Origin of the sequence: Edaphobacter sp., from assembly GCF_028283685.1 — a bacterium.
GTDB lineage: Bacteria > Acidobacteriota > Terriglobia > Terriglobales > Acidobacteriaceae > Edaphobacter.
In genome coordinates this window covers 181,987-206,952 of sequence record NZ_JAPWKF010000001.1, presented here as the reverse complement: position 1 = coordinate 206,952, position 24,966 = coordinate 181,987, and the positions used below count along the sequence as shown (strand labels likewise).

The following is a 24,966-nucleotide window of genomic DNA, read 5'->3' as shown; positions in this document are numbered from 1 at the left end:
TCAGTTTTCATGCACGAGGCGGTGTCCGGTTCCAGCTACACGTCTCGTGATCGCCTCACGCACCTTCGCCAGTGGTGCCTTCGCATCAAACTCCACATCATCGCCAGACCTCCGCACCCCTAGCTGCCCCCAAAGAGCAGCCAGATCGACCGGCACCGGCTCCACACTCCACCGCTTGTACATCGTGCTCAAGACGTGCGTTCCCGTTGCCTGATCCCCAACAGCAAAGACTCGCTCCAGCGGCCACTCCTGGTCGATGCTTCCGCCCGCATCGACCACCGCGCGCAGCGCATCCTGTAGCCCTTTTCTGTTGTGTGTCTGCTTGCGAATCTCGGTGTCGGCTACCAGACAGAACAACCCGCCTCCCCAGTACGTCCGCCCCCACGTGTGCGTATGATCCAGCCCCTCATCACCTGGCTCAGGCTCACCCTTCGGCATCCCCTCCATCATGTCCCGCCATATCGTCTTCGCCTCCAGCTGTCCTGCCTGCACGCGAGCGATAGGCTCCACGTAGGTCGCCATTCCCTCCTCGATCCAGTGGTGCTCCTCGGCCACGTCGGGAAAAGCCATGTGCACCAGTTCATGCGTCATCATCCAGTCGTCCTTCAGTTCACCGGGAGTCACCTTTTCGCCTACCCGTATCCGCGTGAAACCCTGCATTCCCCCTCGGTGGCCCCACGTTGTTCCCTGGGAGACTCCTCCTCGTCCACCTTCGGGGAGAATCAATACTCTCGCCCTCGCCACCGGAAACCGGCCGAAGTATGTCGCCACCGCCTCCGCAGCACCCTCAACGTGACGCAGTATCACCTCATCGCCGACGTCGAATCGCCCTTCCCCGAAATCCACCTGAATCACCGTCCCAGGCAGCTCGATACTTCGGGTGAGGACAACCTTCGCCCGTTCGTGCCCACCCTGAAACGCGGCTCCTGTCCCCAGCGCCGAAAGGAACAGCGTAGCCGCGCTCACCATCAACATCTGCCTCACCGTCATGGCCATCCTCCGCCATCTCATTCGACGTATCTGTCGCACAATCATGCATCTCTGGAACATGCCGGAAAGACTGTCAACCGCACACAACCGTCAAGCCTTATCAATTCAAATACATAGCTTTGCCGATTTAGAGCCGGCGGATTGATACGATATATGGAGGCGAGCCCGTGGCCTGCAATCCTTGGCGTCAGAGGTAGACTCTGTGCATGGAACCACCTCAGCAAGCCATTTGTTTCGAAGACTTTGCGCAAAAAGTACGGGGGGAGGCCCCCTTCCTTCTGGCATGCTAAAATCTCAAGGTCGCATCAACCTGCGTTAGCTGCAGGCAAAGCAAATCAAAGAGACTGAGGTTGTAAATGTCCGGCCACTCAAAATGGGCGACTATCAAGCATAAGAAGGGCGCCCTCGACGCCAAGCGCGGCAAGATCTTCACCCGCCTGATCAAGGAAATTACCATCGCCGCCAAGCTCGGCGGAGGCGATCCGGACGGCAACCCTCGCCTCCGCAGCGCCATTGCTGCCGCCAAGGCCGAGAACATGCCCGCCGACAACATCAAGCGAGCCATTCAGCGCGGTACCGGCGAGCTCGAGGGCGTCAGCTACGAAGAGATCACCTACGAGGGCTACGGCCCCGGCGGCGTAGCCGTTATCGTGGACGTACTCACCGACAACAAGAATCGCGCCGTCAGCGAAATTCGCCATGCCTTTTCCAAGAATGGCGGCAATCTCGGTGCCGATGGCTCCGTCTCCTGGATGTTCACCACCAAGGGCGTGATTACCGTAGCCAAGTCGGACGTCAACGAGGAGAAGATCACCGAGATCGTCCTCGAAGCCGGAGCCGAAGACCTCTCCGAGCAGGGAGAAAATTGGGAGATCCTCACCGATCCCAAAGACTTTGAAGCTGTCACTGAAGCCATCAAAGCCGCCGGCCTCAAGACGGAGACAGCCGCGGTCACCAAGATTGCCTCCACCTACACCAAGCTCGAGGGAGCCCAGGCCAACGCCATGATCCGCCTCCTCGATACCATCGAAGACCTCGACGACACGCAGAACGTCTACTCGAACTTCGATATGGATGAGGCGCCCGTCGCTGGTTGAACCTGAGCGGTCCCTGTTATTTAAAGGCCGCCGACCAACGGCGGCCTTTCTTCTGTAATGCTGGAAAACTGGAAACAGACTGGAGCTGGAAAAGAGTGATCTCCTCAATACGTCGTTTCGCCTGGTTGGGCGCCCTGGCCCTCATCGTCTCCCCCATTGCAGGCAGCGCACAAGCAAAGCCGCCTGCTCCGACACCATTCGTCGGCGATAGCCACCCATTGGAGTTCGGCGTCCTGGCTCAGGGGGGGGTTGGCCTCACGGAGGATCGCAATAGCTTCAAGTTCCTGATGTTCGGCGGCCGCGCCGGCAAGGTCCTGATCTCCAACGTGGGACCGGGGCTTCTGCATGGAAACTTCGAGTATGGCATCGAGGTCTTCCCGTTCTGGCAGTCTTATACCCCAAAGTTTCAGCGGGAGATGTGTACCGACTCCGGCTGCTCCGCGCCTTACACCGTCGGCGGAACCTTCACGGGAGTCTCCATTACCCCCATCCAATTGCGCTGGAACTTTACCGGCTCCGGCCACCGCAAGATCGTTCCCTTCGTTCAGGGCGGGGGTGGTGTTATCTGGACGAATCACAAATATCCGGCCTTCGGCGGTCCGCCGTACAACACCACCAACGATGGAACGGCCGCCAATACCAGCGTCTGGAACTTCACACCGCAGTTTGGCGTTGGAGCCCACTACTTCGTTCGTCCGCACCAGTCACTCGATATCGGAGCCAACGCCATTCACATCTCTTCGTCCTCCCTTGGAGACAAGAATCCCGGAGTCAACGCCAGCGTTCAGTTTTCCATCGGTTACAGCTGGTGGAAATAACCGCCACCTCGTTTCCCTGCAGCACTGTCAGCTCATTGTTAGGTCAGACATCATGAAGAACGACGCCATCATCGAGTGTGTTCCCAACTTCTCTGAAGGAATAAACGCCGGTAAGGTCAACCAAATCGTTGCAGCTATGCAGGTCCCAGGTGTCAGTCTGCTCGACTGGTCGCTCGATGTGGCACATAACCGTTCCGTGGTGACCATCGCCGGGCCGCCCGAGGCCGTCGTTGAGTCGGCGGTCCGGGGCGTGGGCAAAGCCTCCGAGTTAATCAACCTAACCCTGCAGAACGGCGTCCATCCTCGAATCGGGTCGGCCGACGTCATCCCATTCATTCCGGTCAGTGGAGCCTCGGTAGCGGAGTGCGCCCTGCTGGCGCGACAAGCCGGCCTGCATATCTGGCACCGTTACAGCGTCCCCGTCTACTTCTACGGAGCCGCCGCGGCGCGCCCCGATCGCGTTCAGCTCGAAGATGTTCGCCGCGGCCAGTTTGAAGGTCTTCGCGACGCCGTTCGCAGGGACGCCTCGCGCCGTCCTGACATCGGAGGTCCGGAGCTGCACGACACCGCCGGCGCCTCCGCCGTTGGCGCGCGCAACTTTCTGATCGCCTACAACATTCATCTCAAACAGCCTGACATCACTGCGGCGCGCGCTATCGCCCGCGATATCCGCGCCTCCAACGGCGGGCTGCATGGGGTTAAGGCGCTCGGCGTCCTTGCAAACGACCGCGCCCAGGTCACGATGAACATCACCGATTACCAGTCAACTCCCATGACCAAGGTCTACGCCCGCGCTACCGAGCTGGCGCGCAGACATGGGGCCGAACTCGACGACAGCGAGCTGATCGGCCTGATCCCCCAGGCAGCTTACGATCCCGAAGCCGAATGGATTCAACGGATTCCTGGGTTTAACCCCGCACTCAAGGTCATTGAACGCAGGCTGGAACGCCCGCTCGAGTGGATCGCAGACTGAAATACTTACGAAACCTGCTGCCAGTACGTCCAACGTGGCAGGCAACGCCACTTGCCTGCCAGCGTTGAGTCACGAAAGAATAGAACTATTGGGCGCCGCAGTCGCGTTCAAGGAGCCACTCCATTGCAGATTCTCAAGTCAATCTTCCCCATCGCAACACTCGCCCTTTCAGCGACCCTGCTGCCCGCCGCTCAACTCTCAGGTGACGCCAAGGCCTCGATCCCGAAAGATATTCAGCAGCTCATCGTGGTGGACTATCGCGCGATGCAGAACTCATCTGCCGCGATGGATATGAAGGACCGCGTCCTTCCTCCTGAACTCAAGCGTCTTGAGACAGCGCTGAAGACCTCCGGTCTCAAAGTCGATCAGGATGCTGACATCCTCACCTTCGCTGCCTTCCGCGAGAGCGCCTCAAGCACGCGCATCGTTGGCATCGCACAGGGGCAGTTCCATACCCGTGAGATCATGGCGAACTTCGCCAAGAACAAGATCAAGCCAGTCGCCATGCGTAACAACAACATCTATCCGATGGGACAGAACGGCATGAGCGTTGTCTTCCTCAACCAGACCACGATGGTCTTTGGTGAGAAGGACGCAGTCAGGGCCGCTCTCGATGCGCGCGATGGCATCACACAGAACTTTCTCGCTAACAGCGACATGATGAATGAGATGGTTGCTGTCGATCAGAAGGCTGTCTGGAGCCTGCTCGACCAGAAGGGTACGCAGACCATGATGCGCTCGGTGCTCGGCGATGCCGCACAATTGGCCGATTACGACACCGTGCGCAATCGCATGAAGAGCTCGCGCTACACCATGGACTTCGAGAACGGAGTGAAGTTCGACATGGCAGTCGTAATGGGCGACACCATGACGGCGGCCACCTGCGCGACTCTACTCAAGGGTGTTTCGATTCTCAAGAAGACCCAGGGAACCTCGCTTGAGAAGTCTGCGCTCGATCAGACCACCATTGACTCCAACTCGGGAACACTGACCGTCTCCTACTCTTCGAGCGATGGTCAATTCGCCAGCCTGCTGAGCTCTCCGCTCTTCCAGTCTGTCGTTAAGTAAAACGTCGCCTCTCAACGCAATCGGCGGGCGTTCCCTCAGGGCGCCCGCCGATCTGCTTCTGCTTACAAACAATCTGGTGCGTCGTCAGGCTGCCTGTACCAGCGGAACGACGCGGGCCTTCACCTGATCCGCCGTAAACGGCTTGCAGATGTAGCCCTGTGCTCCGGCTGCAATAGCCCGCAGGACAAACGGCTCGCTGCCCTCCGTTGTGATCATGACGACCGGAACTCCAGGGGCAAGCTTCTGATCGCGGCGAGCCTCGAGAAACTGCAGGCCGTCCATCACCGGCATATTGATATCGCTGATGATCAGCCCGATCTTTGCCGGGCCAATGCCATCCTTGCGCAACGCTTCGAGGGCCTCTTCTCCGTTTGAGGCCTGCAGCACCTCGGTAAACTCCAGCCCCGCCTGTTTTAATGCTCGCTCGATCACCTTACGCATCACCGCCGAATCGTCAATAATTAGCGCTCGCACCAAACCTCCATAATCGTTAGCACTCTCACACAGACACTATCGGCAGATGGGAAAAAAGGTTGAGCGCCTCAAGCATAAGTTTCCTCTAAGCCATCGCTCCCCGTCTTTGGCACGCCACATGCTTCAGTAGCAGGCATGGACAGTGGACTCTACGCCGCCTACACCGGCCTGGCCGCCAGGACTCAGGCCCTCGATACCGCCGCCAACAACCTGGCCAACGCCGGCACCAATGGATTTCGTGCGCAACGCGACTACTTCCGCGGCGTGCTGGTCGAAGGACTCGGCCCCGCCTCAAATGCTCAGTCTCAGGTCGGCCAGACGGTGAACAGTTTCGGCATCCTTGGCGGCAACGCTCTCGATATGGGCCAGGGTTTAATGGCTACGACGGGCAATCCGCTCGACCTCGCCATCGAAGGCACAGGATTCTTCGCCATCCAGACTTCCAACGGTGTGCGCTATACGCGTGACGGGTCCTTTCGTCGTTCGTCGACCGGCATCCTCCAGACCAGCCAGGGCGAACCCGTGCTCAATACAAAAATGCAGCCCATCGCCATTCCCAGCGGCGATGTCCAGATCTCCCCAAATGGCAGCGTCTCCGTACGAACGCAGGACGGGAGTGCCCTGGTAAGCCAGGTTGGTGTCTTCAACTTTTCCGATCGCTATGCGCTTACGGCCGAAGGTGTTAACCGCTTCACCGCTGGCGACGCAAAGCCAACCACATCCGACGCGACCGTTCAGCAGGGCGCCCTCGAAGGCGCCAACCAGGATGCCATCCACGGCACGATGCAGATGGTTCTGGTGCAGCGTCAGGCCGAGATGATGCAGAGAGCCCTCACCGTCTTCAATAACGACTTTGATAAGACTGCGGCAGAAGACCTGCCGAAGGTTTAGCACACACGCTTTACGACAGGAGAACATCGATGATCCGAGCCTTATACACCGCGGCGAGCGGCATGAACGCACAGCAGGCCAATCTGGATACCGTGGCAAACAACCTCGCGAACTCTGCAACGACCGGCTTCCGCCGTCGCAGACTCCAGTTCGAAGACATGATCTACCAGAACATGATCACGCCCGGCTCGCCTGCGACCCAGCAGACGACCTCCGCAGGCCTGCAGATCGGTCTCGGAACACGCTCTGTCGCCACCGAGATGATCCAGACGCAGGGGGACTTCACCGAGACCGATAATCCCTATGACATTGCCATTCAGGGACAGGGTTTCTTTCAGATCACGCGGCCTGACGGCACGCTCGCCTATACCCGCTCGGGTAACTTCAATCTGAACAATCAGGGCCAGATCGTTACCGCAGACGGCGATCCCCTGCTTCCATCGATTACCATTCCCGCCAACGCCACCGACGTAACCATATCGCAGTACGGTGTCGTCTCCGCAACGCTACCCGGGCAAACGAATCCGCAGCAGCTCGGTACCCTCCAGCTCGCCACCTTCGCGAATCCGGGGGGACTGAACTCCATCGGCGGCAATCTCTTTACGCAGACACAGTCATCCGGCAATGTCATCACGGACGTTCCCGGCGGGACCAGCGGCGTTGGAACACTGCAGCAGCACTATCTGGAAAATTCGAACGTCGATGTTGTCAGCGAATTCGTGCAAATGATCCTCGCCCAGCGCGCCTACGAAAGCAACTCGAAGGTCATTCATGTGGCTGACGATATGTATTCGCAGATCAACAATATGGTTCGCTAACCCTGCGAGGGTGATGAGATGCTCCGACTCCCGATGCCGTTGATCCGAATCGCAACGATGGCCCTGTTCGTGCTTCCCTGCGCCGCAGGATTCGGATATGACGCGCCCTGCTATGCCACGCCGACTGAGGCTGCTGCAGTAGCCTCCAAGCAACAACCGACGAAGCAGCCACACGCCTCACAAGGCTATCGCATTGCCAGTATTCACCACGATCCTCTGCTCGGGGCGCCTTGGGCCGTCATCGTCTCCTGCGAACGTCCCGAGCTTGCGCCAATCATGGTGCCGCTGCCATCTACATTCACGCGAGCGACGGCATCAGGCGGTCCCTTCCCTCTCGTTCATACCGGAGATGTGGTTCACATCTTCAGCCACAACGAGATGCTCCATCTGGAGCTCACAGGAATCGCGGAAGGAAGCGGCACCGTCGGAGAACATATCCGCGTTCACATGCTTGGTGTGCGGATGCAGGCCGTGCAACATCCCCTCGGCTTCGGTGGACATCCCCTGCCGATGGTCGCCGTCATCCGTGGACCGAACGAAGTGGAGATCGATCAATGAGCGCCCCACACACACTGCCCCACTGCGGTCATCCATCCATCCTTAGCACCTCTGTGCTCTTCGCGCCTTTACCTCCCTCGCCGGAGAACCGGCTGCTCCGAGTCGCTGCCCTGTTGACAGTAGCCGTCCTGCTTCTCGTCCGCGCCATGCCATCGCATGCAGCGGATATCAAGAACCTTCTGAAGGAAAAGCCCAGTCCCGCAGCCACCTCAATGCAGTCCTATCTTGAGCGCGTGCGCGGGGAGAATACTGCTTCAGAGACTTCGGGCTCCATCTGGAACGACAGCGGCCGCCTCACCCGAATGATGACCGACGTCCGCGCCATGCGCCCGCACGATCTCATCTCCGTCGTGGTGGATGAAAACCTCGCGGCTTCGACAGACGGAACCGTGAAGAACTCCAGGGCATCGAACGCGAGCTCCCAGATATCCAGCCTCATCGGCGTCTTGCACGCCGGCAACGCGCTGCAGAATCTCATCAATCAAAGCTCCGCGGCAGCACTCGATGCCCAGGGAACGAGTGCGACAAACTCCAGCCTCAGCACCATCCTCGGTGGCCAGGTCATCGAGGTGCTGCCTAACGGCATGCTCGTGATCGAAGCCGCGCGCCAGGTCGAGTTCAGCCAGCAGACGCAGACGATCGTATTGCGCGGCATCGTTCGCCCCGAGGACATCTCACAGCAGAACCGGGTCCTTTCAACAGCCATCTCGAGCCTGGAGCTGGAGGTCCGTGGCAAGGGCATCGTGACTGACTACACCCATCGCCCCAACGCTCTGGTGCGGCTGCTCCAACACATCTTGATCTTCTAACCACGGGACACCTATGAACGTGAACGATCGGCAATACATCAGAAAGCTACCCTGGAGTGCCCTCGCGATCCTTCTTCTTACGACGCACCTTCATGGCACTGTTGGCGCTCCGACTATCCGTCAGGCACGTATCAAGGACATTGCAACAATTGAAGGCATTCGCGACAACCAGCTCGTAGGCTACGGAATCGTCGTCGGTCTGGCAGGCACAGGCGACAGCCAGCAGACAGCGTTTCCCCTCCAGACGCTTGCGTCGACTCTGCTGCGTATGGGAGTCAGCGTGCCGGCCGCATCCATACGGGTTCAGAATCTCGCCGCTGTCTTCGTTTCAGCTACCCTGCCGCCTTTCTCCAGGCCCGGCACCAAGCTGGACATCACCGTCTCCTCCGCTGGCGACGCACGCAGCCTGGACGGTGGGCTCCTATTGATGACGCCGCTGTTTGGCGCCGACGGCAACATCTACGCACAGGCTCAAGGTCCACTGATTCTTGGGGGCTACTCCATCTCCTCGAACGGAAATCTCAAGCAGGTCAATCACCCGAACACGGCACGCGTACCGTTCGGCGCCATCGTCGAACGGCCGGTCCCCATCGATATCCAAGGCCGCCACAAGTTCTCCCTGCTGCTGAACGATGCCGACTTCAAGAGCGCCGAAGGCATCGCTTCGAGCATCAACCAGGAGATGAGTCAGAATGCCGCTCACGTCATCGACAGCCGCAGGATCGACCTCACTCTTCCCGCAGGCGAAGAGGCCCCCAGCTTCCTCGCCCAGGTTGAATCCATTGAAGTGCCGATATACCCCCGCGCGAAAGTGGTGGTCAATGAACGCACGGGAACCGTTGTCATCGGTGGAACGGTTGTTCTTCAGCCAGTATCAATCCTGCACGGCGGGCTGGCAGTGAATGTTGTCAGCGAGTTTCAGGTCTCGCAGCCAAATGCCTTTGGCACGGGAGACACAAAGGTCGTCCAACAGACCAGCGTTGATGCCACCGACAAGCCTGTCAACCGCATCGAGCTCAAGCAGGGGGCTACCGTCGATGATCTGGTTCGCAACCTGCAAACCATTGGAGCCTCGGCTCGAGATGTCATCTCGATACTTCAAGCGATGAAATCCGCCGGTGCACTGGAAGCTGAGATTGAGGTTCTATGAACATATCTCTGGGTAGCTCTGCAGCAGACGGAACCGCTATGGACCCGACGAAGAAGGCCAAACTTGTTGAAGCGGCACAGCAGTTCGAAGGAATGCTCCTGCAGGAGCTTCTCAAGCCTCTTCGCAGTGGAGAGAACGATCTGAGTGGCGAACAGAGCGAAGACAGCTCCTTCGATACCATGTCGAGTTTCGGCACAGAGTCTGTCGCCAAGGCGATCTCGCAGAGCGGAGGCCTCGGCATCGCACGGCAGGTGATTCAGCAGGTCACAAGGAGTAACGACACCACAAAAAGCAGAAACATTACTAAAGTTTGATCGATCCCCGCCGATAGATTCAAGTAGTTGGAGGAAGACAATGAGTTTGGTGAACGGAGTTGGCGTCTCCAGTCAGACGCTTGATATACAGATTGCGGCGAACGAAGCACGGCCGCGAAACCAATCGATCTCTCCGAAAGATCCGGGGGCTGCTTCAACCAAGATCTCCGATGCAACGACAATCAGCTCTGCAAGCACACTTGTCTCGCAGGCGCTTGCAGGATCAGACGTTCAAACCGAGAAGGTCGAAGCGCTGCGCCAGGCAATCACCGCTGGAACGTATCACGTTCCCTCGACAGAGATCGCAGACAAGATCCTCAACACCATGACAGCCGAGTCCGGCAGCTAGTTCGAGCTCAATGTTGCCCAGGCCTCCTACAGCTTGAGGTCGTCGGAAATACGTGTCTCCTATCGCAGTCTGCAAGCAGATTTAAGCCGTAGAAAATTAGGCCGAAAGGCCGGAACGCGAGTATTCAAGATGGGTACAGTTAGCTCTCTGATCGATCTGGCGCGACAGACAATGATGGCCGATGAATTTGCTTTGAATGTTGTAGGGAACAACGTGGCCAACGTCAACACTCCGGGATATACGCGGGAGACCGTTGCCTGGGAGACACGGGACAGCGTCACCATTAATGGATCCATCGTCGGCCAGGGAGTCAGCGTAGGCACGGGAGGCGTCTCCCAGCGCGACCGCATCCTCGAACAGCGCGTTCATCAGCAGACACAGACCGTCGCGCAGAGCACCGCGCTCCAGACGGCGCTCTCCGAAGTGCAGGATGTCTTCGGACTCAGCGCCACCTCGACTTCTGCCAGCTCAACAGCATTGGGCTCCGCGATAGACAACTTCTTCGGAAGCCTTTCCACCCTGACAACAAACCCCTCGGACAGCGCAACTCGGCAGGCGGTAATAACTGCTGCCAATAATCTCGCCAATGCTTTCAACAATGCTTCGGGCCAACTCACGAGCATCTCCGCGGACCTGAACCAGCAGGTCAGCGACAGCGCCGATCAGGTCAACCATCTGACATCGACTATCGCATCCCTCAATCAGCAGATCACCAGTCTCTCTCCGGACGCCGATGCTGGCACACTCGAAGATCAACGGCAGCAAGCCATCGCCGAACTCTCGCAATACATCGGCCTCAACCAGATCACCAACGAGAGCAACGGCATGACGCTGACAACGACGAACGGGGCCGTCCTGGTGAGCGGATCGCAGTCGTATGACATGACGGCCTCGAGCGTCGATGGCGTGGTTCATCTCCTGGCAGGTCCCAATCAGACCGACATAACAGCAGGAGTAACCGGTGGCTCGCTTGGAGGCATCCTGGTAGCTCGAGATCAGATGATTCCTGAATACCAAAGTTCGCTCGACCAATTGGCCTACACGATGGCAACATCTATCAACCAGGCCAATGAGCAGGGTCTCGACGGCAGCGGCGCCGCAGGCCAGGCGATCTTTTCCATTCCCGGCACGGCCACAGGAGCTGCTTCACAGATTCAGCTGGCGACGACCGATCCCCAGGCAGTTGCAGCAGCAGCGATCGGCGAAGGCACTACCGGCACCGGCAATGCACTTGCCATGGCCGGACTCGCGTCGGATTCCATTGTTTCCGGACAAACACCAGTGGGCTTCTACGCATCGTTGCTGGCTCAGATCGGCGATGCGACGGCGGATGCAACTAACGACGTAACTGAACAGCAGGCCACCCTCGATCAGCTGACCACGCAACGCAACTCCATCTCCAGTGTCTCTCTTGACGAAGAGGCCTCCAATCTCGACACCTACCAGCGTTCGTATCAGGCAGCCGCGAAGGTCTTCTCCATCGCCGATCAGATCATGGCAAGCGCGCTGAATCTTGGCGTGGAGACATCCGTCTCCTAATCATCAAAAACGATTTCTAAAGGAGCTAGCCAGTGAGAGCGGATCCTACGTATATCAACAGCCTGACGCAGGCACTAAACAACACGGCGAACACGACCAACTCGCTCTCGAGTGAGCTATCGAGCGGACTGCGCGTCACTTCGTTGTCTGACGACCCAATCGTCGCAGCCGAAAGCATTCGCCTGGGAAGCACGATGTCAGGCATCGACACCTTCGTTGCAAATGCAGCAACGCAATCCTCGATGCTTCAGGTCACCGATTCCACCCTCGGCGATGTCGTCACACAGCTGACCTCGGCCTCGACGCTTGCCATCGAGGCAGCCAACGGGACGATGAACTCTTCCGACCTCAAAGCCCTCACCCAGCAGGTCATCGGCATCCGCGACCAGATCCTCGGCCTCGCCAACACCAGCTACCAGGGGCGGTATCTCTTCGCTGGCAGCCAGGGAACAACGCAGCCTTACTCCGTGGATGACACCACCGTCCCAGCAACGGCCGTGTATGCAGGTGACACCGTGACCCAATCCATTGAGACACCTGGCGGCCAGATGATCCAGATGAATCTTCCGGGATCATCAATCTTCGGATCAGGATCGACAGGCACGCTGGCGACACTGAATCAGCTTATCGCTGACCTGCAAAGCGGCGCAGACACCGACACGCTCTCCGCCGATAGTGCAGCACTCAACAATGCCCTGTCGAATGTCTCCACGCAGCGTTCCGTACTCGACGCCTCTCTCAGCACCCTGAAGGCGACCAGCACGTATGCGCAGACACAGAACGCAAATCTTCAGGCTATCCAATCGACGCTGGTGAGCGCCGACCCCGCAGCCATCGCCACGCAACTGAAGACCAACGAGACCCAATACGAGGCCTTGCTCGGCGTCATCAGCTCGATGAACTCAACCAATCTCTTCGATTATCTGAAGTAGAGGACCACCAGCCTAAAGGCTTTCACGCTTAGAGCCCTCTACGGCTGACCTAACTCGTTCAGCGCCTTCTGCGCCTGCTTGATATATTGGCCGTCCGGTTCCAGCTTGAGGTATGCGCTGTACTCCGCAACCGCCTCATCGTGCTTATTCATCTTTTGTGCAATACGGGCGAGTTCGTAGTGAATCTCCGAGTCGGTCGGCAAAGACTTCACCGCATCCTTTACGCGGAGATAGGCCGCATTCAGGTCACCCTTGTTTTCATAAAACTGGGCGACCTTCAAATCCTCGTCCACGCGATCTTCATCCGTCTGAAGCTTCTTCACCTTGGGCAAAAGACGGCGCCCTGAAGTCTTGGGAGCCTCCGGATTGTCATCCGCAGAATGCGATGGGGCATCACCTGACGCGGCCCCGTCGCTAGAGCTGGAGTATCCTCCAGTGCTACTTGAACTGCTCCCCTCCGAACCCGGCATCGGGGGCGCACTTCCCGGGAACGGATGCTCTTCTGCCGCAGACGGAGGATGACCCGAGGCAGGGGGTGCGTCAGGCGGCGTCTGAGAGCCCGGCATGGCGGGAGCGGATGACGACCCCGGAAATGGAAACTTCTGGGAAGCCGAAGGCTCCTTCGCAGGAGTGCATGGAGCATCCGCCGAAGAATCTTGAGGATTTTTCTTATTGTCCTTTGTCGCGGAACTGTCGGTAGTCTTCGTCTGATCCGAGGAGGGACAGGACGGAGCCGCCTGGGTCGGTGTCTGAGCGTAGCTATATCCAGCCAGAAGCACCGCCGCTACCGTGATCGCACGCACACGCATCATACCTACCCCTAGACTACGCTCCTGTCTGCTGACGAAATACACATTGTTTTGACTTATCCAAACTGCCGTTTGTTATAGTCAGCTTGCGACAGGGTGGCCGAGACGCCAGCGATCCGTTCCAGAACGCTTCCCGTAAGTCGCTAATTCCTTCATTCTGAGTCATCTTCCATGGTCTCTGGCCTCGTCATCCGTTCCTCGTCCATCCATGCTGCCGGCTGCTACACCACGCAGCCCATTAAAAAAGGTTCATCCATTGTGGAATACGACGGCCCACGCTTCAGCAAAGGAGAGGCCGACGAGCGTTACCGCGATCGCTTCGTGACCTATCTCTTCAGTACCGGCAATAAAGGCGAGGTCATTGACGGCTTCGGAGCAGCGATGTTCATCAATCATTGCTGCGAGCCAAACTGCGAGACGGAAAACCTCGACGGCAGAATCTGGATCGTTGCGACACGCGACATCTCCGCTGGCGAAGAACTGACCTACGAATACAACCTCCACGACTCCGACGATGACGAAGCCGACTGCTACTGCGGCACGCCCAAATGCCGTGGAACCATGTTCTCGGATGAAGAGGTCAAGCGGCGCGCCAGGAGGCAACGCCGGAAGGCTATTGCCGGAAAACGCTAGGCACCTCTCAGCGGCTACAATAATTGAGACGCGGAACTCCGCCGCAGCAGGCGAATGGCATACCAGGTTTTAGCAAGAAAATATCGTCCACAACGCTTCGCTGATGTCGCCGGGCAGGATCATGTCACGGTCACGCTGATGAATGCGCTGACTCAGGGACGCATCGCTCACGGCTATATCTTCAGCGGTCACCGAGGAATCGGCAAAACGACCATCGCCCGCATTCTGGCGATGGCGCTCAACTGCCGGAATACCATCGGAAGCGAGGCTCGTCCCACGGCAGAGCCCTGTGAAGTCTGCGAGTCCTGCACGGAGATCCGCTCCGGCACAGCCGTTGATGTCATCGAGATCGACGCCGCGACCAACCGTGGCATCGACGAGATTCGCGAGCTGCGCGACGCCGCACGCTATCGTCCCGCACGAGATCGCTACAAGATCTACATCCTCGACGAGGCGCATCAAATTACCGATGCCGCCTTCAATGCCCTTCTGAAGACGCTGGAGGAGCCCCCGGACCACATCGTCTTCATGATGGCGACGACGCAGCCCGAAGACATTCCGCAGACGGTTCGTTCCCGCTGCCAGCACTTCAGCTTTCATGCCGTAAAGCTGGTCGACATTCTCGCTCAGATCCGCGCGATCGCCGACCATGAAGGCGTTGAAGCCGACGATGCCGCCCTCGCCTTGCTGGCAGAGGCAGGCGACGGCTCGATGCGCGATGCCCTCTCCATCATGGACCAGGCAATAGCCTCGGCACCTGTAGAGGACGGCAAACCGCGACTCGACGCCGCCCAGATCCGCGAACTGATGGGCACCGTCCCCAGCGCCGTCTTTGAGCGCGTGCTTGAAGCTGTCGACGCGAACCGGAGCGCGGACGTCATCACCATCGCCAACGAGCTGCTGGACGCCGGAAACAGCCCGGCGCAGCTAGCGCGGCAGTGTGTTCGCTATCTGCGCAACTGCCTCATCGCGAAGATCGCCGGCATCGGCGCAGATGGCACCGGATTGGATGGCAACACCACGGAGCTTCTGCAGATCTCGTCCGACGAACAGCGCCGTGCCGGTCGTTCAGCTTCGCTCTTCACGGAAGAGGAACTGACTCGCTTTCTCCAGGTGATGCTGCGCACCTTCGATGAGCTGGGCTACCGGCAGGAGCAGCGTTTTCACTTTGAGCTCGGGCTTCTGAAGCTGGTGCACCTGCGGCGGCTGCTTCCCGTAGAAGAGATTCTCAGCCGCTTCCCCACCTCCGGCAGTTCAGGCAGTGGCGCAGAAGCTCCGCGAACGCGGACAGCTGCAACAGCACCACAGTCAACTCCAAGGCCCGCTCCTGTGCCGAGCGTGGCGCCATCAGCTCCCGCAAAGCCGGCATTCTCGCCCTTTGGCGGAGACAGCAGCCGCCGCGTCGTCCCCGCTCCGCCACAGCCAGCGGCACCGAAGCCCGTCAGCGAGACACCGAAAATCGTCCGCGAACCGGCAAAGCAGTCGGCTCCTGTCGCCGTTCTTGAGCCGGAAGAGCCGAAAGGCGTCTCTGCACTCGAAATCGCCACAGATCTTGTAGGAATGGGTGCCATTTCTGTTCCCGATCCTGAGGTCTACGTAGCTCCCGCAGTTGAAGATCCAACTCCGCCGCCACCTGTCGCCCCCACGCAGGAATCGGCAGGCCAGTCGGCAGATGATCTGCAAAGAACTGTCGTCGAGGCGCTCTCGAGCGCGAAGAGCCAGGGCTCTGCCGCCGACGCGATGGGCGACGCTGAGTGGCTGATCGAAGGAGGAGAGATCCGGGTGCAGACCAATCTCTCCAAGACCATGCTGTCCATGGTCATCAATCCTGATGCAGACCGTATCATTCGAGCCACGCTGCGGACCGTGGGTACCGGCTCTCTGAAGCTGACGCTGTTGCCGGGCGCGGCAGGGGCCAGCAGCGCTCCCAAGAAGGCCAAGGCCGCACGCTCAGGCAGCGCGCAGGCAAAGGCACTCGACCATCCGGTCGTGCAGCAGGCACAGCGGCTCTTCAATGCGGAGATTCGCAACGTCATCGACCTTAGCGACAACGACTAACCCAATCTCTCCGAGGTACCGTAACGATGAATCTTTCTGATCTCTCCAAGATGAAAGAGATGATGGGGCAGGCGCGCCAGATGCAGGAGCAGATGGAACAGAAGCTGCAGGAGACCATCGTCGAAGCCTCAACCGGCGGCGGCATGGTCACCGTTCGTATGAACGGCAAGAAAGAAGTGCTGCGCCTCAAAATCGAACCGACGGCTATTGGCAGCGCAGGCAGCGACCTGGAGCTGCTCGAGGATCTGATTACCGCGGCAGTCAACGAAGCCGGTCGACGCGCGGACGATGCCATGAAGTCGAGCCTCTCCGGCATGATGGGCGGACTCGATATTCCGGGGCTAACCTAGTGGCTCGGTTTGCAGAACCTATGACGCGGCTTATCGAAGAGCTGCGAAAGCTACCCGGCATCGGCACCAAAAGCGCTCAGCGTCTTGCTTTCCACGTCCTGCGCTCTTCGCCCGACGATGCGGAGCAGCTGGCCAGCGCCATTCGCACGCTGAAGGCAAGCCTTCGCCTGTGCTCCATCTGCAACAACATCACCGACGTCGATCCCTGCAGTTACTGCACAAGTCCCGCACGAGATCAGCACCTGGTCTGCGTTGTGGAAGAGCCTACCAACATCGCCACCATTGAAAAGACTCGCAGCTATGCCGGGGTCTACCATGTTCTGCACGGTACGCTCTCTCCCATTGGCGGTGTCGGACCGGAGCAACTGCGGATCGCCAACCTGCTGACCCGCCTGCCTGAGATCGACGAACTGATCCTCGCCACCTCCCCGACGACAGAAGGCGAGGCCACAGCACGCTATCTGGTTGAGGAAGTCCATCGCGTAGAACCTCGCGTCCGCGTCACACGGATCGCTACTGGAGTTCCTGCGGGCAGCGATATCGAATACGCCGACGAGGTGACGATGACCCGTGCACTCGAAGGTCGCCGCGAACTGTAGCATCTTCTTCATCGTTCGTTCATCCCCTCTTGATACAACTACTGCATGAACGACTCTCTCAGCCGCCGCAGGTTTCTTCGCCAGAGCTTTGCCTTCAGTGCCGCAGCCGCGCTCGGGCGCCTTCCTTTATCTGCCGCACCTATGCAACGTACCGATGGCAGCAACTGGTTGATGATCGGCGACTGGGGATACGAGCGCTTTGAGGCACAGAAGCAGGTCGCAGCCGCGATGCAGCAGTATGTCGCAGTGAATCGTGTGAAGACCGATGCCCTGATCATGCTGGGTGACAACTGGTACGGAGATATGACCGGTGGCGTCGACTCTCCGCGCTGGAAGACTCAGTTCGAAGAGATGTACCCGGAGTCGACCTTCAACTGCAAGGCCTACGCCATGCTGGGCAATCACGACTACCAGCGCATGCCGGAGAGCAAGGTCGACATGCAGCTCGCCTACGCCAGGCGCGGCAACACGCGCTGGACTATGCCAGCGCGCTGGTACAGCTTTCAGTTCCCCGCCACCAAACCTCTTGCGACCGTCATCGTTCTCGACAGCAACGTTCAGAAGCCCCGTGCCACGAAGGCAACCGGTGCAAACTTTCAGATGTCGCTTGAAGATCAGGCCGAGCAGTTACGCTGGCTCAAACTGGAGCTAGCAAAGCCGCGAACGACCCCTTACCTGCTGGTCATGGCGCACCATCCCATCTACTCCAACGGACCGCATGGAGATCACGAGGTCCTTATCGCAGAGTGGCTGCCGCTACTGGAACAACACAAGGCCCACCTCTACTTTGCCGGTCACGACCACGACATGCAGCATCTGGAGTTTGAGGGGCATCCCACTTCGTTTGTGCTCTCAGGAGGAGGAGGCGCTGACCTGTACAACCTGACGATTCCACAGAGTCAGCGTGGCCCCTCTGCTGAAAAAGTTCACGGCTTCACGCATCTCGAGATGACCGCCGAGCACCTAACCGTAAAACACTTCGATGAGCAGTGCCATCTCATCCACGCCTTCACCAAGACACCGGCAGGCGATGTGCGGATTCTCAGCTAAACGCAGCTCACGCTTAAAAACAGATCCCACAGTCGTCGCTCCTCTCTTGAAGAGAACGGCTGTGGGATCTTTCCTACTGTGCGAGGTCTTCGCCCGTCATCTCCAGCGGCTTCTGCAGTCCCAGAAGCTTAAGGATGGTAGGAGAGATATCGCGGAGACTGCCGCCCGGCCTCAGGATCGAGTGGTGGCTCGTATCCACCTCATCGCTGATCATGATGAACGGTACAGGGTTCGTCGTATGCGCCGTGTGCGGGCCGCCGGTCACCGGGTCGATGAGCATCTCGGCGTTGCCGTGGTCGGCCGTGACGAGCAAGGCTCCGCCACGTTGCTTCACTGCCCGGTAGATGCGACCTAACTGCGTATCCACCGTCTCGACAGCTCGCACTGTCGGCTCCATCTTGCCCGAGTGCCCAACCATATCCGCATTGGCAAAGTTGACGATCACCACATCAAATGCGGTGTCGTTGACCGCCTTCACCACAGCATCGGCGATCCCTTCCGCCGACATCTCAGGAGCAAGATCATACGTCGCTACCTTCTGCGATGGAATCAACGCGCGGTCTTCTCCCGGAAATGGCTTCTCGATACCGCCATTGAAGAAGTACGTCACATGAGCGTACTTTTCCGTCTCCGCAACGCGCAGATTGCGAATATTTGCATCGGCCAATACATTCGCCAACAGATTATCCATCGACTCCGGCGGGATGACGACCGGCACGGTAAAGTTCTTGTCGTAGTTCGTCATGGTCACGAAATGAATGTTCTTCGGAGCCTGCGCGCGCGGAATCTCCGTGTCCAGCTCCGCAGCCTTGGGAAGATCCAGCGCATTACCCGCCGTGAGGCCTCCAGGCATATCGCAGTTGCGCGCAAGAACCCGGGTGATCTGCCTCACGCGATCGGCGCGATAGTTGAAGCAGATGCAAACATCGTTGTCGCGAATCGGCCCGACCGGCGCGCCACTTGCATCCACAACCGTAAACGGCGGGACGAACTCGTCGGTGATTTCATTGTTGTAAAGCTCACGAATACGCGCCAGCGGATCGGTATAGGCGCCGCCCTGCGGTGAGCCCGTCACGATGGCATCGAACGCCTGGCGCTCCTTCTCCCAGCGCAGGTCGCGGTCCATGGCGAAGTAACGGCCCGACACCGAAGCAATAGCTCCAACGCCGATCTCACGAATCTGCTGTTGCAGCGCCTCCAGGTATCCGAGGCCGCTCGTCGGCATCGTATCGCGCCCATCCATAAACGCATGGATGTAAACACGGCTCAACTTATGCTGCGCGGCAAGCCTCAGGAGCGCATAAAGGTGTCGCTGCTGGGAGTGAACCCCTCCATCTGAGACAAGCCCCAGCAGGTGCAGCGCCCGCCCATCCGTTGCAGCCAGCTGCATCGCGCGGACCAGCGTTGGATCGCTGAAGAAGTTTCCACTCACAATCGCTTCATCGATACGCGAGATATCCATACGCACGATGCGTCCAGCACCGAGGTTGAGATGACCAACCTCCGAGTTACCCATCTGGCCATCGGGAAGGCCGACGAAGTGATCGCTCGCGCGAATCAGCGTATTGGGGTAAGTCGCCAGCAGCTTGTCGTAGATCGGTTTACGAGCATGCGCGATAGCGTTGCCGTGAGTCTCGGGGCGGTAGCCCCAGCCGTCGAGGATGGTGAGGACAATCGGTTTCTTAGGCATTTCTGGATTCAGAATATCAAGTTTCGACCGCACCAAATATTACGCCCCTCGCACATCGATCGTCGGAAGGATCTCCGTTGCCGTACCCAGCAGCACCTCATCGAAGACATCCGCGTTCAGCGGCTCCTCTGGACCGGCATAGATCGTACGAATTCCTCGCTGGTGCGCGACTTGGACAAAGCCCGCCGCTGGATACACCGATCCCGAAGTCCCCGCCACAAGCAGCACCGTCGCACGATCCAGCTCTGCATAGATACGCTCCATATCCAGAGGCACCTCACCGAACCAGACGATGTGCGGACGAACCGCTGCCCCACATATTGCGCAGAGCGGCAGATCATCCACCAGCTCATAGCCTCCGTCGTCGTAGAACGGCTCCTCGCATCGCACGCAACGCGACTGAAAGAGAGAGCCATGCATATGGTGAACACGGTGTGAACCTGCCCGCTCATGCAAATCATCGACATTCTGCGTGCAAAGATAGAACCTGCTGCCCATCTGCTCTTCCAGCCGGACCAACGCGAGATGCCCGGCGTTCGGAGCCGCAGCCGCCGCATCTCTTCTGCGCATGGAGTAAAACCGCCAGACCAGCAACGGGTCAGCCGCCCAGGCCTCCGGCGTCGCAACCTGATCCAAACGATGGCCGTTCCAGAGACCGCCGGAACCGCGGAAGGTGGCAAGGCCACTCTCCGCAGACACCCCGGCTCCAGTCAGTACAAACAGGCGGTCATCCGGAAGGAGCTGCACCACGGATCGGTCTACCTCGATGTATCCGGCGGCACAACATGGTAGCTATCGGTATCGTCGGAGATGGGGTGCCACCCACCTGGGGGCGTCACATTCTTCTGCAACGGCTCCGGCGCTCCCGCCGGCCCCCACGTCTGCGGCGCATAGGGATAGACGGCTGTATTCGCCTTCAGCACGGGATCGACGATACGCCATGCTTCTTCAACATAGTCCTGCCGCGCGAACAGCGTCGCATCGCCAGCCATTGCATCCGTCAGAACGCGCTCGTAGGCCTCCATCTCGTCCGGCTCAGGGTGACGGCAGGCCTCAAGCTCGACCAGGGAGCGCAGCCCGTTTTCATCTTGCTTCGACACCGAAACCGCCAGGGCGATCGTCATCTCAGGACTGATCCGAAAACGCATGTAGTTTCCTGGCGCAGGATCTGTCATGTACGTCTGCGGCGGCTTCCTGAGCTTCGCAACGACCTCGGTACAAGTCGCCGGCAGATTCTTTCCGGCACGAATATAAAACGGCACACCGTCCCATCGCCAGGACTTAATCTCCAGCTGCAATGCAGCAAAGGTCTCCACCGTCGATCCGGCGGCCACGCCTTTCTCCGACTGATATCCCTCAAACTGACCGCGCAGAAGGTTGCAGCTCTCAATGGGAGGAATCGCTCGCAGCACCTTGACCTTCTCGTCCCGGACAGCCTCGCTGTCGCGCCGCGCCGGGCACTCCATGGCGATGTTGCACATGACCTGGAAGATGTGGTTCTGCACCACATCGCGAATCGCCCCGGTCTGGTCATAGAAGGAGCCCCGGCCTTGCACGCCAAAGTTCTCCGACATCGTAATCTGCATACTTTCGATGTAATCGCGATGCCAGAGCGGCTCCAGAAAGGCGTTGGAGAAGCGGAACGAGACCATGTTATGAACCGGCCCCTTCGCCAGGTAGTGATCGATGCGAAAGATCGACGACTCTGGAAACGCGCTGAGCAGAATCCGGTTGAGCTCCTTCGCCGAGGCAAGGTCATGGCCGAAGGGCTTCTCTACGATCATGCGCGCACCCCGCGCCGATCCGGAGTTAACCAACTGTTCAATTACCGTCTCAAAAAGAGAGGGTGGAATCGCTAGATAGTGTGCTGGATGTTGTGCGCCGCCAAGCTGCTTACGGACCTCAACGAAGGTCGCCTTGTCACTGTAATCGCCATCAACATAGCGCAGCAGTGAGGAGAGCTTCTTCCAGGCCTCCGCGTCCACGCCTCCGTGCTTTTCGAGCGAATCCTGCGCCCGCGCCTTCAGCTGATCAAGATTCCACCCAGCCTTCGCGACACCGATCACCGGCACATCGAGACTGCCGCGCTTGATCATAGCCTGCAAGGCAGGAAAGATCTTTTTGTAGGCCAGATCTCCCGTCGCGCCAAAAAAGACGAGAGCATCGGAGTGAACAGCAGCGGGAGGGACGGTATTCGGCTCAGCCAAGGCAGCTCCTTTAGATCGAATCTGAGGGTACACTCAAAATCCGTTTGTAGGCATCAGTGTACCTATCTGGTTGGATGCAGGGATTAAACAGAAAGCCGCACCCATGGCAGGTGCGGCTTCCATACTTCCGGCGGCCATATTTCCAGGTGGCGTAACTTATTCGCCGAAGTTCACGCTTTCAATCCCAAGAAACGTAGCCGACTGGCCCAGCTCCTCTTCGATGCGAAGCAGCTGGTTGTACTTCGCAATACGATCGGTACGTGAGGCCGAACCCGTCTTGATCTGTCCTGCGCCCGTCGCTACGGCGAGGTCAGCGATGAACGTGTCCTCTGTCTCACCCGAACGGTGGCTGATGATCGAGGTATAGCCGTAGCGGCGCGCAAGTTCAATCGCTTCCAGCGTCTCCGATACTGTGCCGATCTGGTTGACTTTGATCAGGATCGAGTTACCGACCTTCTGCTCAATGCCCTGCTGCAGACGCTCCGTGTTGGTTACGAAGAGATCGTCGCCAACCAGCTGCACAAAATCTCCGACCTGCTTGGTCAGCAGCTTCCAACCATCCCAGTCGTCTTCCGCAAGGCCGTCCTCGATTGAGACGATAGGATACTGGCGAACCCAGCTCTCCCAGAACGCCGCCATCTCAGCTGAGCTCTTCTCGCTCTTATCCGATTTCTTGAAGATGTATTTGCCGCTGGCCTTGTCGTAAAACTCACTCGACGCCGGATCCAGAGCAATCGCGATATCCTCACCAGCCTTGTAGCCAGCCAGCTCAATCGCCTCGAGAATCAGCTCAATCGCCTCGGCGTTCGACTTCAGATTCGGGGCGAAGCCGCCCTCGTCGCCGACAGCGGTGTTGTAGCCCTTCTTCTTCAGCACACCCTTCAACGTGTGGAAGGTCTCCGTTCCCCAGCGCAGGGCATCCGAAAACGTCTCCGCTCCAACCGGCATCACCATGAACTCCTGGAAATCCACGTTCGAGTCGGCGTGCGAACCACCATTGATGATGTTCATCATCGGGGTGGGCAGAATCGAAGCGTTGACGCCGCCAAGGTAGCGATAGAGTGGCAGCTTCAGTGCCTCGGCCGAGGCGCGCGCCGCTGCCATTGAGACAGCAAGGATCGCATTTGCGCCCAGCTTGCCCTTATTTTCGGTTCCATCCAGCGCAATCATGGTGGCGTCGATCATGCGCTGGTTCGAGGCGTCCATGCCGACCAGCTCAGGGGCCAGGATCGACTCGACATTCTCCACCGCCTTCAGAACGCCCTTGCCGAGGTAATGGTCCTTGTCGCCGTCGCGAAGCTCTACGGCCTCGTGCTCGCCGGTCGAGGCTCCGCTCGGAACGGCAGCGCGGCCACGGGCTCCGCCCGAGAGTACAACGTCGGCTTCAACAGTGGGGTTTCCGCGGGAATCAAGAATTTCGCGGGCGTGGATAGAAACGATCTCAGTCATGTTGCTCCTGTCACTGGAAGATTCAGTCATTTGCCGGATAACGCGATGCTGCAGACGTTCGTTCAGCTTTGGGCGACGGTCGACGGGAACAGAGTTCCCGGCAACGGTGACGATAGTTTGAACGAAATGGGGTCCAGAGCTGGCGCCGGAGGATTTCACCATTTGAATTTTAGCAAAGCCAGTACAAGCACCGAATCACCAACGGGTAAATACGTCGCCTGTCATGTGCAACTTTCCTCACAGGTGTCGCAAGATGTAGTAGCAGGTTCGATTCCCTATCCTCGAAAAACTCCGCATCCCCCATCAGGGTTATTAGCCTTTCTCCAGGGCTTTTTGTCTCTTCCCAGAGATGCCGTAGCCCTGGAGGATCGCAAGCCATGAAGACACCGCTGACCACAGTTGCCGCCCTGGCCCTGATCACCCTGCCCCTGGCAGCTCATGCCCAGACAACAGGCGTCTCCAACCCGGACCCGGTCACCATCGACGCGAACAATAACGATGCCCAGCCGGCTCCGCCTCCCGCAGCGCCAGCCAAGCCCTCCGCCGCAAAGCCTGCGACCGAAGAGGCCTACGGCGCCTATGTGCCCTATAACGGTCCTGCCGTCCCTGGCGCAGCTGTTGTTACGGCACCGAAAACTGTTGTGCCGGATGTAGACGCACAGATCGTCACAAGTGTTCCCGAGCGGGATGGGGAGATCAACGAAGGCACGCTCCTGCACGTCAGAATGCGCGAACAGCTATCGACCGCCAGCACCGAGCTTGGTTCAAAGTTTAGCGCTGAGGTGATGGAGCCGGTCATGAACCAGGGACGTGTCATCATCCCCATCGGCTCACTGCTCGAAGGCACCGTCACCGAGGTTCACAGCGGACACCGCATCTCGGGCGCGGCGGCCCTTCATCTGGAGCCACGCAGCATTACCCTGCCTGACGGCACGCTGTACATGGTTCATGCACAGCTCATCGATACCACATTGAACAACTTCAATGTGGATCGGGAGGGCACCTTGAAGCGCCGCGACCGTGCCAAGGAGACACTCGCCGTTGCCGCCCTTACCACCGGAGGTGGTGCCGTAGCCGGTGCCCTGATCGGCGGCGGAGTCGGCGCGCTCGTTGGAGCAGGAGTCGGCGCAGGCGCAAGCACCGTAATGTGGCTCAAGCAGGAACGCCAGGCAACGCTCAAGGAAGACTCACGACTGGTCTTCAGCCTGACCACCCCGCTCATGCTGAAGCCGGTTGCCGCGGCTTCTGTAGAACCTGCGGCAACCGGTGCCGGCCCAGCCCTGCGGATGATGCCCGCCAACTAAGTTGCTTTTTGAGCATGCATGAAAGACGGGCCTTCGG

The 24,966-nt window shown here is 58.8% G+C and carries 27 protein-coding genes; 20 read left to right on the top strand and 7 right to left on the bottom strand.

What is annotated here, in order from left to right; all coding sequences use genetic code 11:
* Positions 1-990: a hypothetical protein gene (locus tag PW789_RS00875; RefSeq protein ID WP_299370288.1), complete on the bottom strand. Its 990-nt coding sequence runs from the start codon at positions 988-990 to the stop codon at positions 1-3.
* 356 nt (positions 991-1,346) lie between these two features.
* On the opposite strand from PW789_RS00875, the gene PW789_RS00870 reads away from it, so the two are divergent.
* The 4 genes from PW789_RS00870 (at position 1,347) to PW789_RS00855 (ending at position 4,946) form a co-directional block, all read left to right on the top strand.
* A complete protein-coding gene (locus PW789_RS00870) occupies positions 1,347-2,087 on the top strand; it encodes a YebC/PmpR family DNA-binding transcriptional regulator (protein ID WP_299370286.1) in 741 nt (246 codons plus the stop codon).
* A gap of 95 nt (positions 2,088-2,182) precedes the next feature.
* Entirely contained in the window at positions 2,183-2,905 is a 723-nt protein-coding gene (locus tag PW789_RS00865; protein ID WP_299370284.1) for an acyloxyacyl hydrolase, read from the top strand.
* A gap of 52 nt (positions 2,906-2,957) precedes the next feature.
* The gene (gene ftcD / locus PW789_RS00860) at positions 2,958-3,878 is read left to right on the top strand and encodes a glutamate formimidoyltransferase (protein ID WP_299370282.1); all 921 of its coding nucleotides are present in this window, start codon (positions 2,958-2,960) and stop codon (positions 3,876-3,878) included.
* A 123-nt stretch (positions 3,879-4,001) separates the two neighbouring features.
* On the top strand, positions 4,002-4,946 hold the full coding sequence (locus PW789_RS00855) for a hypothetical protein (RefSeq protein WP_367182453.1): 945 nt from the start codon (positions 4,002-4,004) through the stop codon (positions 4,944-4,946).
* An 84-nt stretch (positions 4,947-5,030) separates the two neighbouring features.
* Here the strand turns inward: PW789_RS00855 and PW789_RS00850 are convergent, their stop codons facing one another.
* Positions 5,031-5,420, bottom strand: coding sequence for a response regulator (locus PW789_RS00850; protein WP_299370280.1), 390 nt, complete (start codon positions 5,418-5,420; stop codon positions 5,031-5,033).
* Between the two features lie 135 nt (positions 5,421-5,555).
* Between PW789_RS00850 and PW789_RS00845 the strand changes: the two genes are divergently transcribed.
* From PW789_RS00845 to flgL, 9 genes are all read left to right on the top strand, one after another.
* Entirely contained in the window at positions 5,556-6,311 is a 756-nt protein-coding gene (locus PW789_RS00845; RefSeq protein WP_299370278.1) for a flagellar hook-basal body protein, read from the top strand.
* Between the two features lie 29 nt (positions 6,312-6,340).
* Positions 6,341-7,129 (top strand): flagellar basal-body rod protein FlgG, encoded by a 789-nt coding sequence (gene flgG, locus PW789_RS00840; protein ID WP_299370276.1) that lies wholly within the window; start codon positions 6,341-6,343, stop codon positions 7,127-7,129.
* Between the two features lie 33 nt (positions 7,130-7,162).
* Positions 7,163-7,687 carry a flagella basal body P-ring formation protein FlgA gene (locus PW789_RS00835; protein WP_299370274.1) on the top strand — a complete coding sequence of 175 codons (525 nt, stop codon included), beginning with the start codon at positions 7,163-7,165 and terminating at the stop codon, positions 7,685-7,687.
* Entirely contained in the window at positions 7,684-8,496 is an 813-nt protein-coding gene (locus PW789_RS00830; protein WP_299370272.1) for a flagellar basal body L-ring protein FlgH, read from the top strand. The genes PW789_RS00835 and PW789_RS00830 overlap by 4 nt, the downstream gene beginning before the upstream one ends.
* A 13-nt stretch (positions 8,497-8,509) precedes the next feature.
* On the top strand, positions 8,510-9,646 hold the full coding sequence (locus PW789_RS00825) for a flagellar basal body P-ring protein FlgI (RefSeq protein WP_299370270.1): 1,137 nt from the start codon (positions 8,510-8,512) through the stop codon (positions 9,644-9,646).
* Complete coding sequence (locus PW789_RS00820; protein ID WP_299370268.1) at positions 9,643-9,960, top strand: hypothetical protein; 318 nt, start codon at positions 9,643-9,645, stop codon at positions 9,958-9,960. The genes PW789_RS00825 and PW789_RS00820 overlap by 4 nt, the downstream gene beginning before the upstream one ends.
* A 40-nt stretch (positions 9,961-10,000) precedes the next feature.
* Positions 10,001-10,309 (top strand): flagellar biosynthesis anti-sigma factor FlgM, encoded by a 309-nt coding sequence (gene flgM / locus PW789_RS00815; RefSeq protein WP_299370266.1) that lies wholly within the window; start codon positions 10,001-10,003, stop codon positions 10,307-10,309.
* A 129-nt stretch (positions 10,310-10,438) separates the two neighbouring features.
* Entirely contained in the window at positions 10,439-11,848 is a 1,410-nt protein-coding gene (flgK, locus tag PW789_RS00810; RefSeq protein WP_299370264.1) for a flagellar hook-associated protein FlgK, read from the top strand.
* A gap of 32 nt (positions 11,849-11,880) precedes the next feature.
* Positions 11,881-12,780, top strand: coding sequence for a flagellar hook-associated protein FlgL (gene flgL, locus PW789_RS00805; RefSeq protein ID WP_299370262.1), 900 nt, complete (start codon positions 11,881-11,883; stop codon positions 12,778-12,780).
* A 38-nt stretch (positions 12,781-12,818) separates the two neighbouring features.
* Here the strand turns inward: flgL and PW789_RS00800 are convergent, their stop codons facing one another.
* A complete protein-coding gene (locus PW789_RS00800) occupies positions 12,819-13,103 on the bottom strand; it encodes a tetratricopeptide repeat protein (protein WP_299371563.1) in 285 nt (94 codons plus the stop codon).
* Between the two features lie 657 nt (positions 13,104-13,760).
* On the opposite strand from PW789_RS00800, the gene PW789_RS00795 reads away from it, so the two are divergent.
* Genes PW789_RS00795 through PW789_RS00775 form a run of 5 tightly spaced genes read left to right on the top strand, consistent with a single transcriptional unit; the run spans position 13,761 to position 18,279 of the window.
* Positions 13,761-14,222 (top strand): SET domain-containing protein-lysine N-methyltransferase, encoded by a 462-nt coding sequence (locus PW789_RS00795; protein ID WP_299370260.1) that lies wholly within the window; start codon positions 13,761-13,763, stop codon positions 14,220-14,222.
* A gap of 54 nt (positions 14,223-14,276) precedes the next feature.
* Positions 14,277-16,280, top strand: a complete 2,004-nt coding sequence (gene dnaX, locus PW789_RS00790) for a DNA polymerase III subunit gamma/tau (protein ID WP_299370258.1) — start codon at positions 14,277-14,279, stop codon at positions 16,278-16,280.
* 26 nt (positions 16,281-16,306) lie between these two features.
* On the top strand, positions 16,307-16,630 hold the full coding sequence (locus tag PW789_RS00785) for a YbaB/EbfC family nucleoid-associated protein (protein ID WP_299370256.1): 324 nt from the start codon (positions 16,307-16,309) through the stop codon (positions 16,628-16,630).
* A gap of 20 nt (positions 16,631-16,650) precedes the next feature.
* The gene (gene recR / locus PW789_RS00780; RefSeq protein ID WP_299370253.1) at positions 16,651-17,229 is read left to right on the top strand and encodes a recombination mediator RecR; all 579 of its coding nucleotides are present in this window, start codon (positions 16,651-16,653) and stop codon (positions 17,227-17,229) included.
* A 45-nt stretch (positions 17,230-17,274) separates the two neighbouring features.
* Positions 17,275-18,279, top strand: a complete 1,005-nt coding sequence (locus PW789_RS00775; RefSeq protein ID WP_299370251.1) for a metallophosphoesterase — start codon at positions 17,275-17,277, stop codon at positions 18,277-18,279.
* A 73-nt stretch (positions 18,280-18,352) separates the two neighbouring features.
* Here PW789_RS00775 and gpmI read toward each other — a convergent pair whose 3' ends face one another.
* The 4 genes from gpmI to eno form a co-directional block, all read right to left on the bottom strand.
* Positions 18,353-19,969, bottom strand: coding sequence for a 2,3-bisphosphoglycerate-independent phosphoglycerate mutase (gene gpmI, locus PW789_RS00770; RefSeq protein WP_299370249.1), 1,617 nt, complete (start codon positions 19,967-19,969; stop codon positions 18,353-18,355).
* A gap of 39 nt (positions 19,970-20,008) precedes the next feature.
* Positions 20,009-20,719 (bottom strand): NAD-dependent deacylase, encoded by a 711-nt coding sequence (locus PW789_RS00765; protein ID WP_299370247.1) that lies wholly within the window; start codon positions 20,717-20,719, stop codon positions 20,009-20,011.
* An 8-nt stretch (positions 20,720-20,727) separates the two neighbouring features.
* Entirely contained in the window at positions 20,728-22,176 is a 1,449-nt protein-coding gene (gene zwf, locus PW789_RS00760) for a glucose-6-phosphate dehydrogenase (protein WP_299370245.1), read from the bottom strand.
* Between the two features lie 156 nt (positions 22,177-22,332).
* Positions 22,333-23,625 carry a phosphopyruvate hydratase gene (gene eno / locus PW789_RS00755; protein ID WP_299370243.1) on the bottom strand — a complete coding sequence of 431 codons (1,293 nt, stop codon included), beginning with the start codon at positions 23,623-23,625 and terminating at the stop codon, positions 22,333-22,335.
* 45 nt (positions 23,626-23,670) lie between these two features.
* On the opposite strand from eno, the gene PW789_RS00750 reads away from it, so the two are divergent.
* On the top strand, positions 23,671-24,006 hold the full coding sequence (locus PW789_RS00750; protein ID WP_299370241.1) for a hypothetical protein: 336 nt from the start codon (positions 23,671-23,673) through the stop codon (positions 24,004-24,006).
* Positions 24,003-24,929: a hypothetical protein gene (locus PW789_RS00745; protein ID WP_299370239.1), complete on the top strand. Its 927-nt coding sequence runs from the start codon at positions 24,003-24,005 to the stop codon at positions 24,927-24,929. The genes PW789_RS00750 and PW789_RS00745 overlap by 4 nt, the downstream gene beginning before the upstream one ends.
* Positions 24,930-24,966 lie beyond the last annotated feature (37 nt).

What these genes read in the sequence shown, in the direction of transcription:
- recR (WP_299370253.1), top strand. Translation starts at nt 16,651, where the DNA reads ATGACGCGGCTTATCGAAGAGCTGCGAAAGCTACCCGGCATCGGCACC.
- eno (WP_299370243.1), bottom strand. Translation starts at nt 23,625, where the DNA reads ATGACTGAGATCGTTTCTATCCACGCCCGCGAAATTCTTGATTCCCGC.
- PW789_RS00825 (WP_299370270.1), top strand. Translation starts at nt 8,510, where the DNA reads ATGAACGTGAACGATCGGCAATACATCAGAAAGCTACCCTGGAGTGCC.
- dnaX (WP_299370258.1), top strand. Translation starts at nt 14,277, where the DNA reads ATGGCATACCAGGTTTTAGCAAGAAAATATCGTCCACAACGCTTCGCT.
- PW789_RS00835 (WP_299370274.1), top strand. Translation starts at nt 7,163, where the DNA reads ATGCCGTTGATCCGAATCGCAACGATGGCCCTGTTCGTGCTTCCCTGC.
- flgK (WP_299370264.1), top strand. Translation starts at nt 10,439, where the DNA reads ATGGGTACAGTTAGCTCTCTGATCGATCTGGCGCGACAGACAATGATG.
- PW789_RS00830 (WP_299370272.1), top strand. Translation starts at nt 7,684, where the DNA reads ATGAGCGCCCCACACACACTGCCCCACTGCGGTCATCCATCCATCCTT.
- gpmI (WP_299370249.1), bottom strand. Translation starts at nt 19,969, where the DNA reads ATGCCTAAGAAACCGATTGTCCTCACCATCCTCGACGGCTGGGGCTAC.
- flgM (WP_299370266.1), top strand. Translation starts at nt 10,001, where the DNA reads ATGAGTTTGGTGAACGGAGTTGGCGTCTCCAGTCAGACGCTTGATATA.
- PW789_RS00845 (WP_299370278.1), top strand. Translation starts at nt 5,556, where the DNA reads ATGGACAGTGGACTCTACGCCGCCTACACCGGCCTGGCCGCCAGGACT.
- ftcD (WP_299370282.1), top strand. Translation starts at nt 2,958, where the DNA reads ATGAAGAACGACGCCATCATCGAGTGTGTTCCCAACTTCTCTGAAGGA.
- PW789_RS00795 (WP_299370260.1), top strand. Translation starts at nt 13,761, where the DNA reads ATGGTCTCTGGCCTCGTCATCCGTTCCTCGTCCATCCATGCTGCCGGC.
- PW789_RS00745 (WP_299370239.1), top strand. Translation starts at nt 24,003, where the DNA reads ATGAAGACACCGCTGACCACAGTTGCCGCCCTGGCCCTGATCACCCTG.
- PW789_RS00870 (WP_299370286.1), top strand. Translation starts at nt 1,347, where the DNA reads ATGTCCGGCCACTCAAAATGGGCGACTATCAAGCATAAGAAGGGCGCC.
- PW789_RS00785 (WP_299370256.1), top strand. Translation starts at nt 16,307, where the DNA reads ATGAATCTTTCTGATCTCTCCAAGATGAAAGAGATGATGGGGCAGGCG.
- PW789_RS00820 (WP_299370268.1), top strand. Translation starts at nt 9,643, where the DNA reads ATGAACATATCTCTGGGTAGCTCTGCAGCAGACGGAACCGCTATGGAC.
- PW789_RS00775 (WP_299370251.1), top strand. Translation starts at nt 17,275, where the DNA reads ATGAACGACTCTCTCAGCCGCCGCAGGTTTCTTCGCCAGAGCTTTGCC.
- flgG (WP_299370276.1), top strand. Translation starts at nt 6,341, where the DNA reads ATGATCCGAGCCTTATACACCGCGGCGAGCGGCATGAACGCACAGCAG.
- PW789_RS00875 (WP_299370288.1), bottom strand. Translation starts at nt 990, where the DNA reads ATGACGGTGAGGCAGATGTTGATGGTGAGCGCGGCTACGCTGTTCCTT.
- PW789_RS00750 (WP_299370241.1), top strand. Translation starts at nt 23,671, where the DNA reads ATGCTGCAGACGTTCGTTCAGCTTTGGGCGACGGTCGACGGGAACAGA.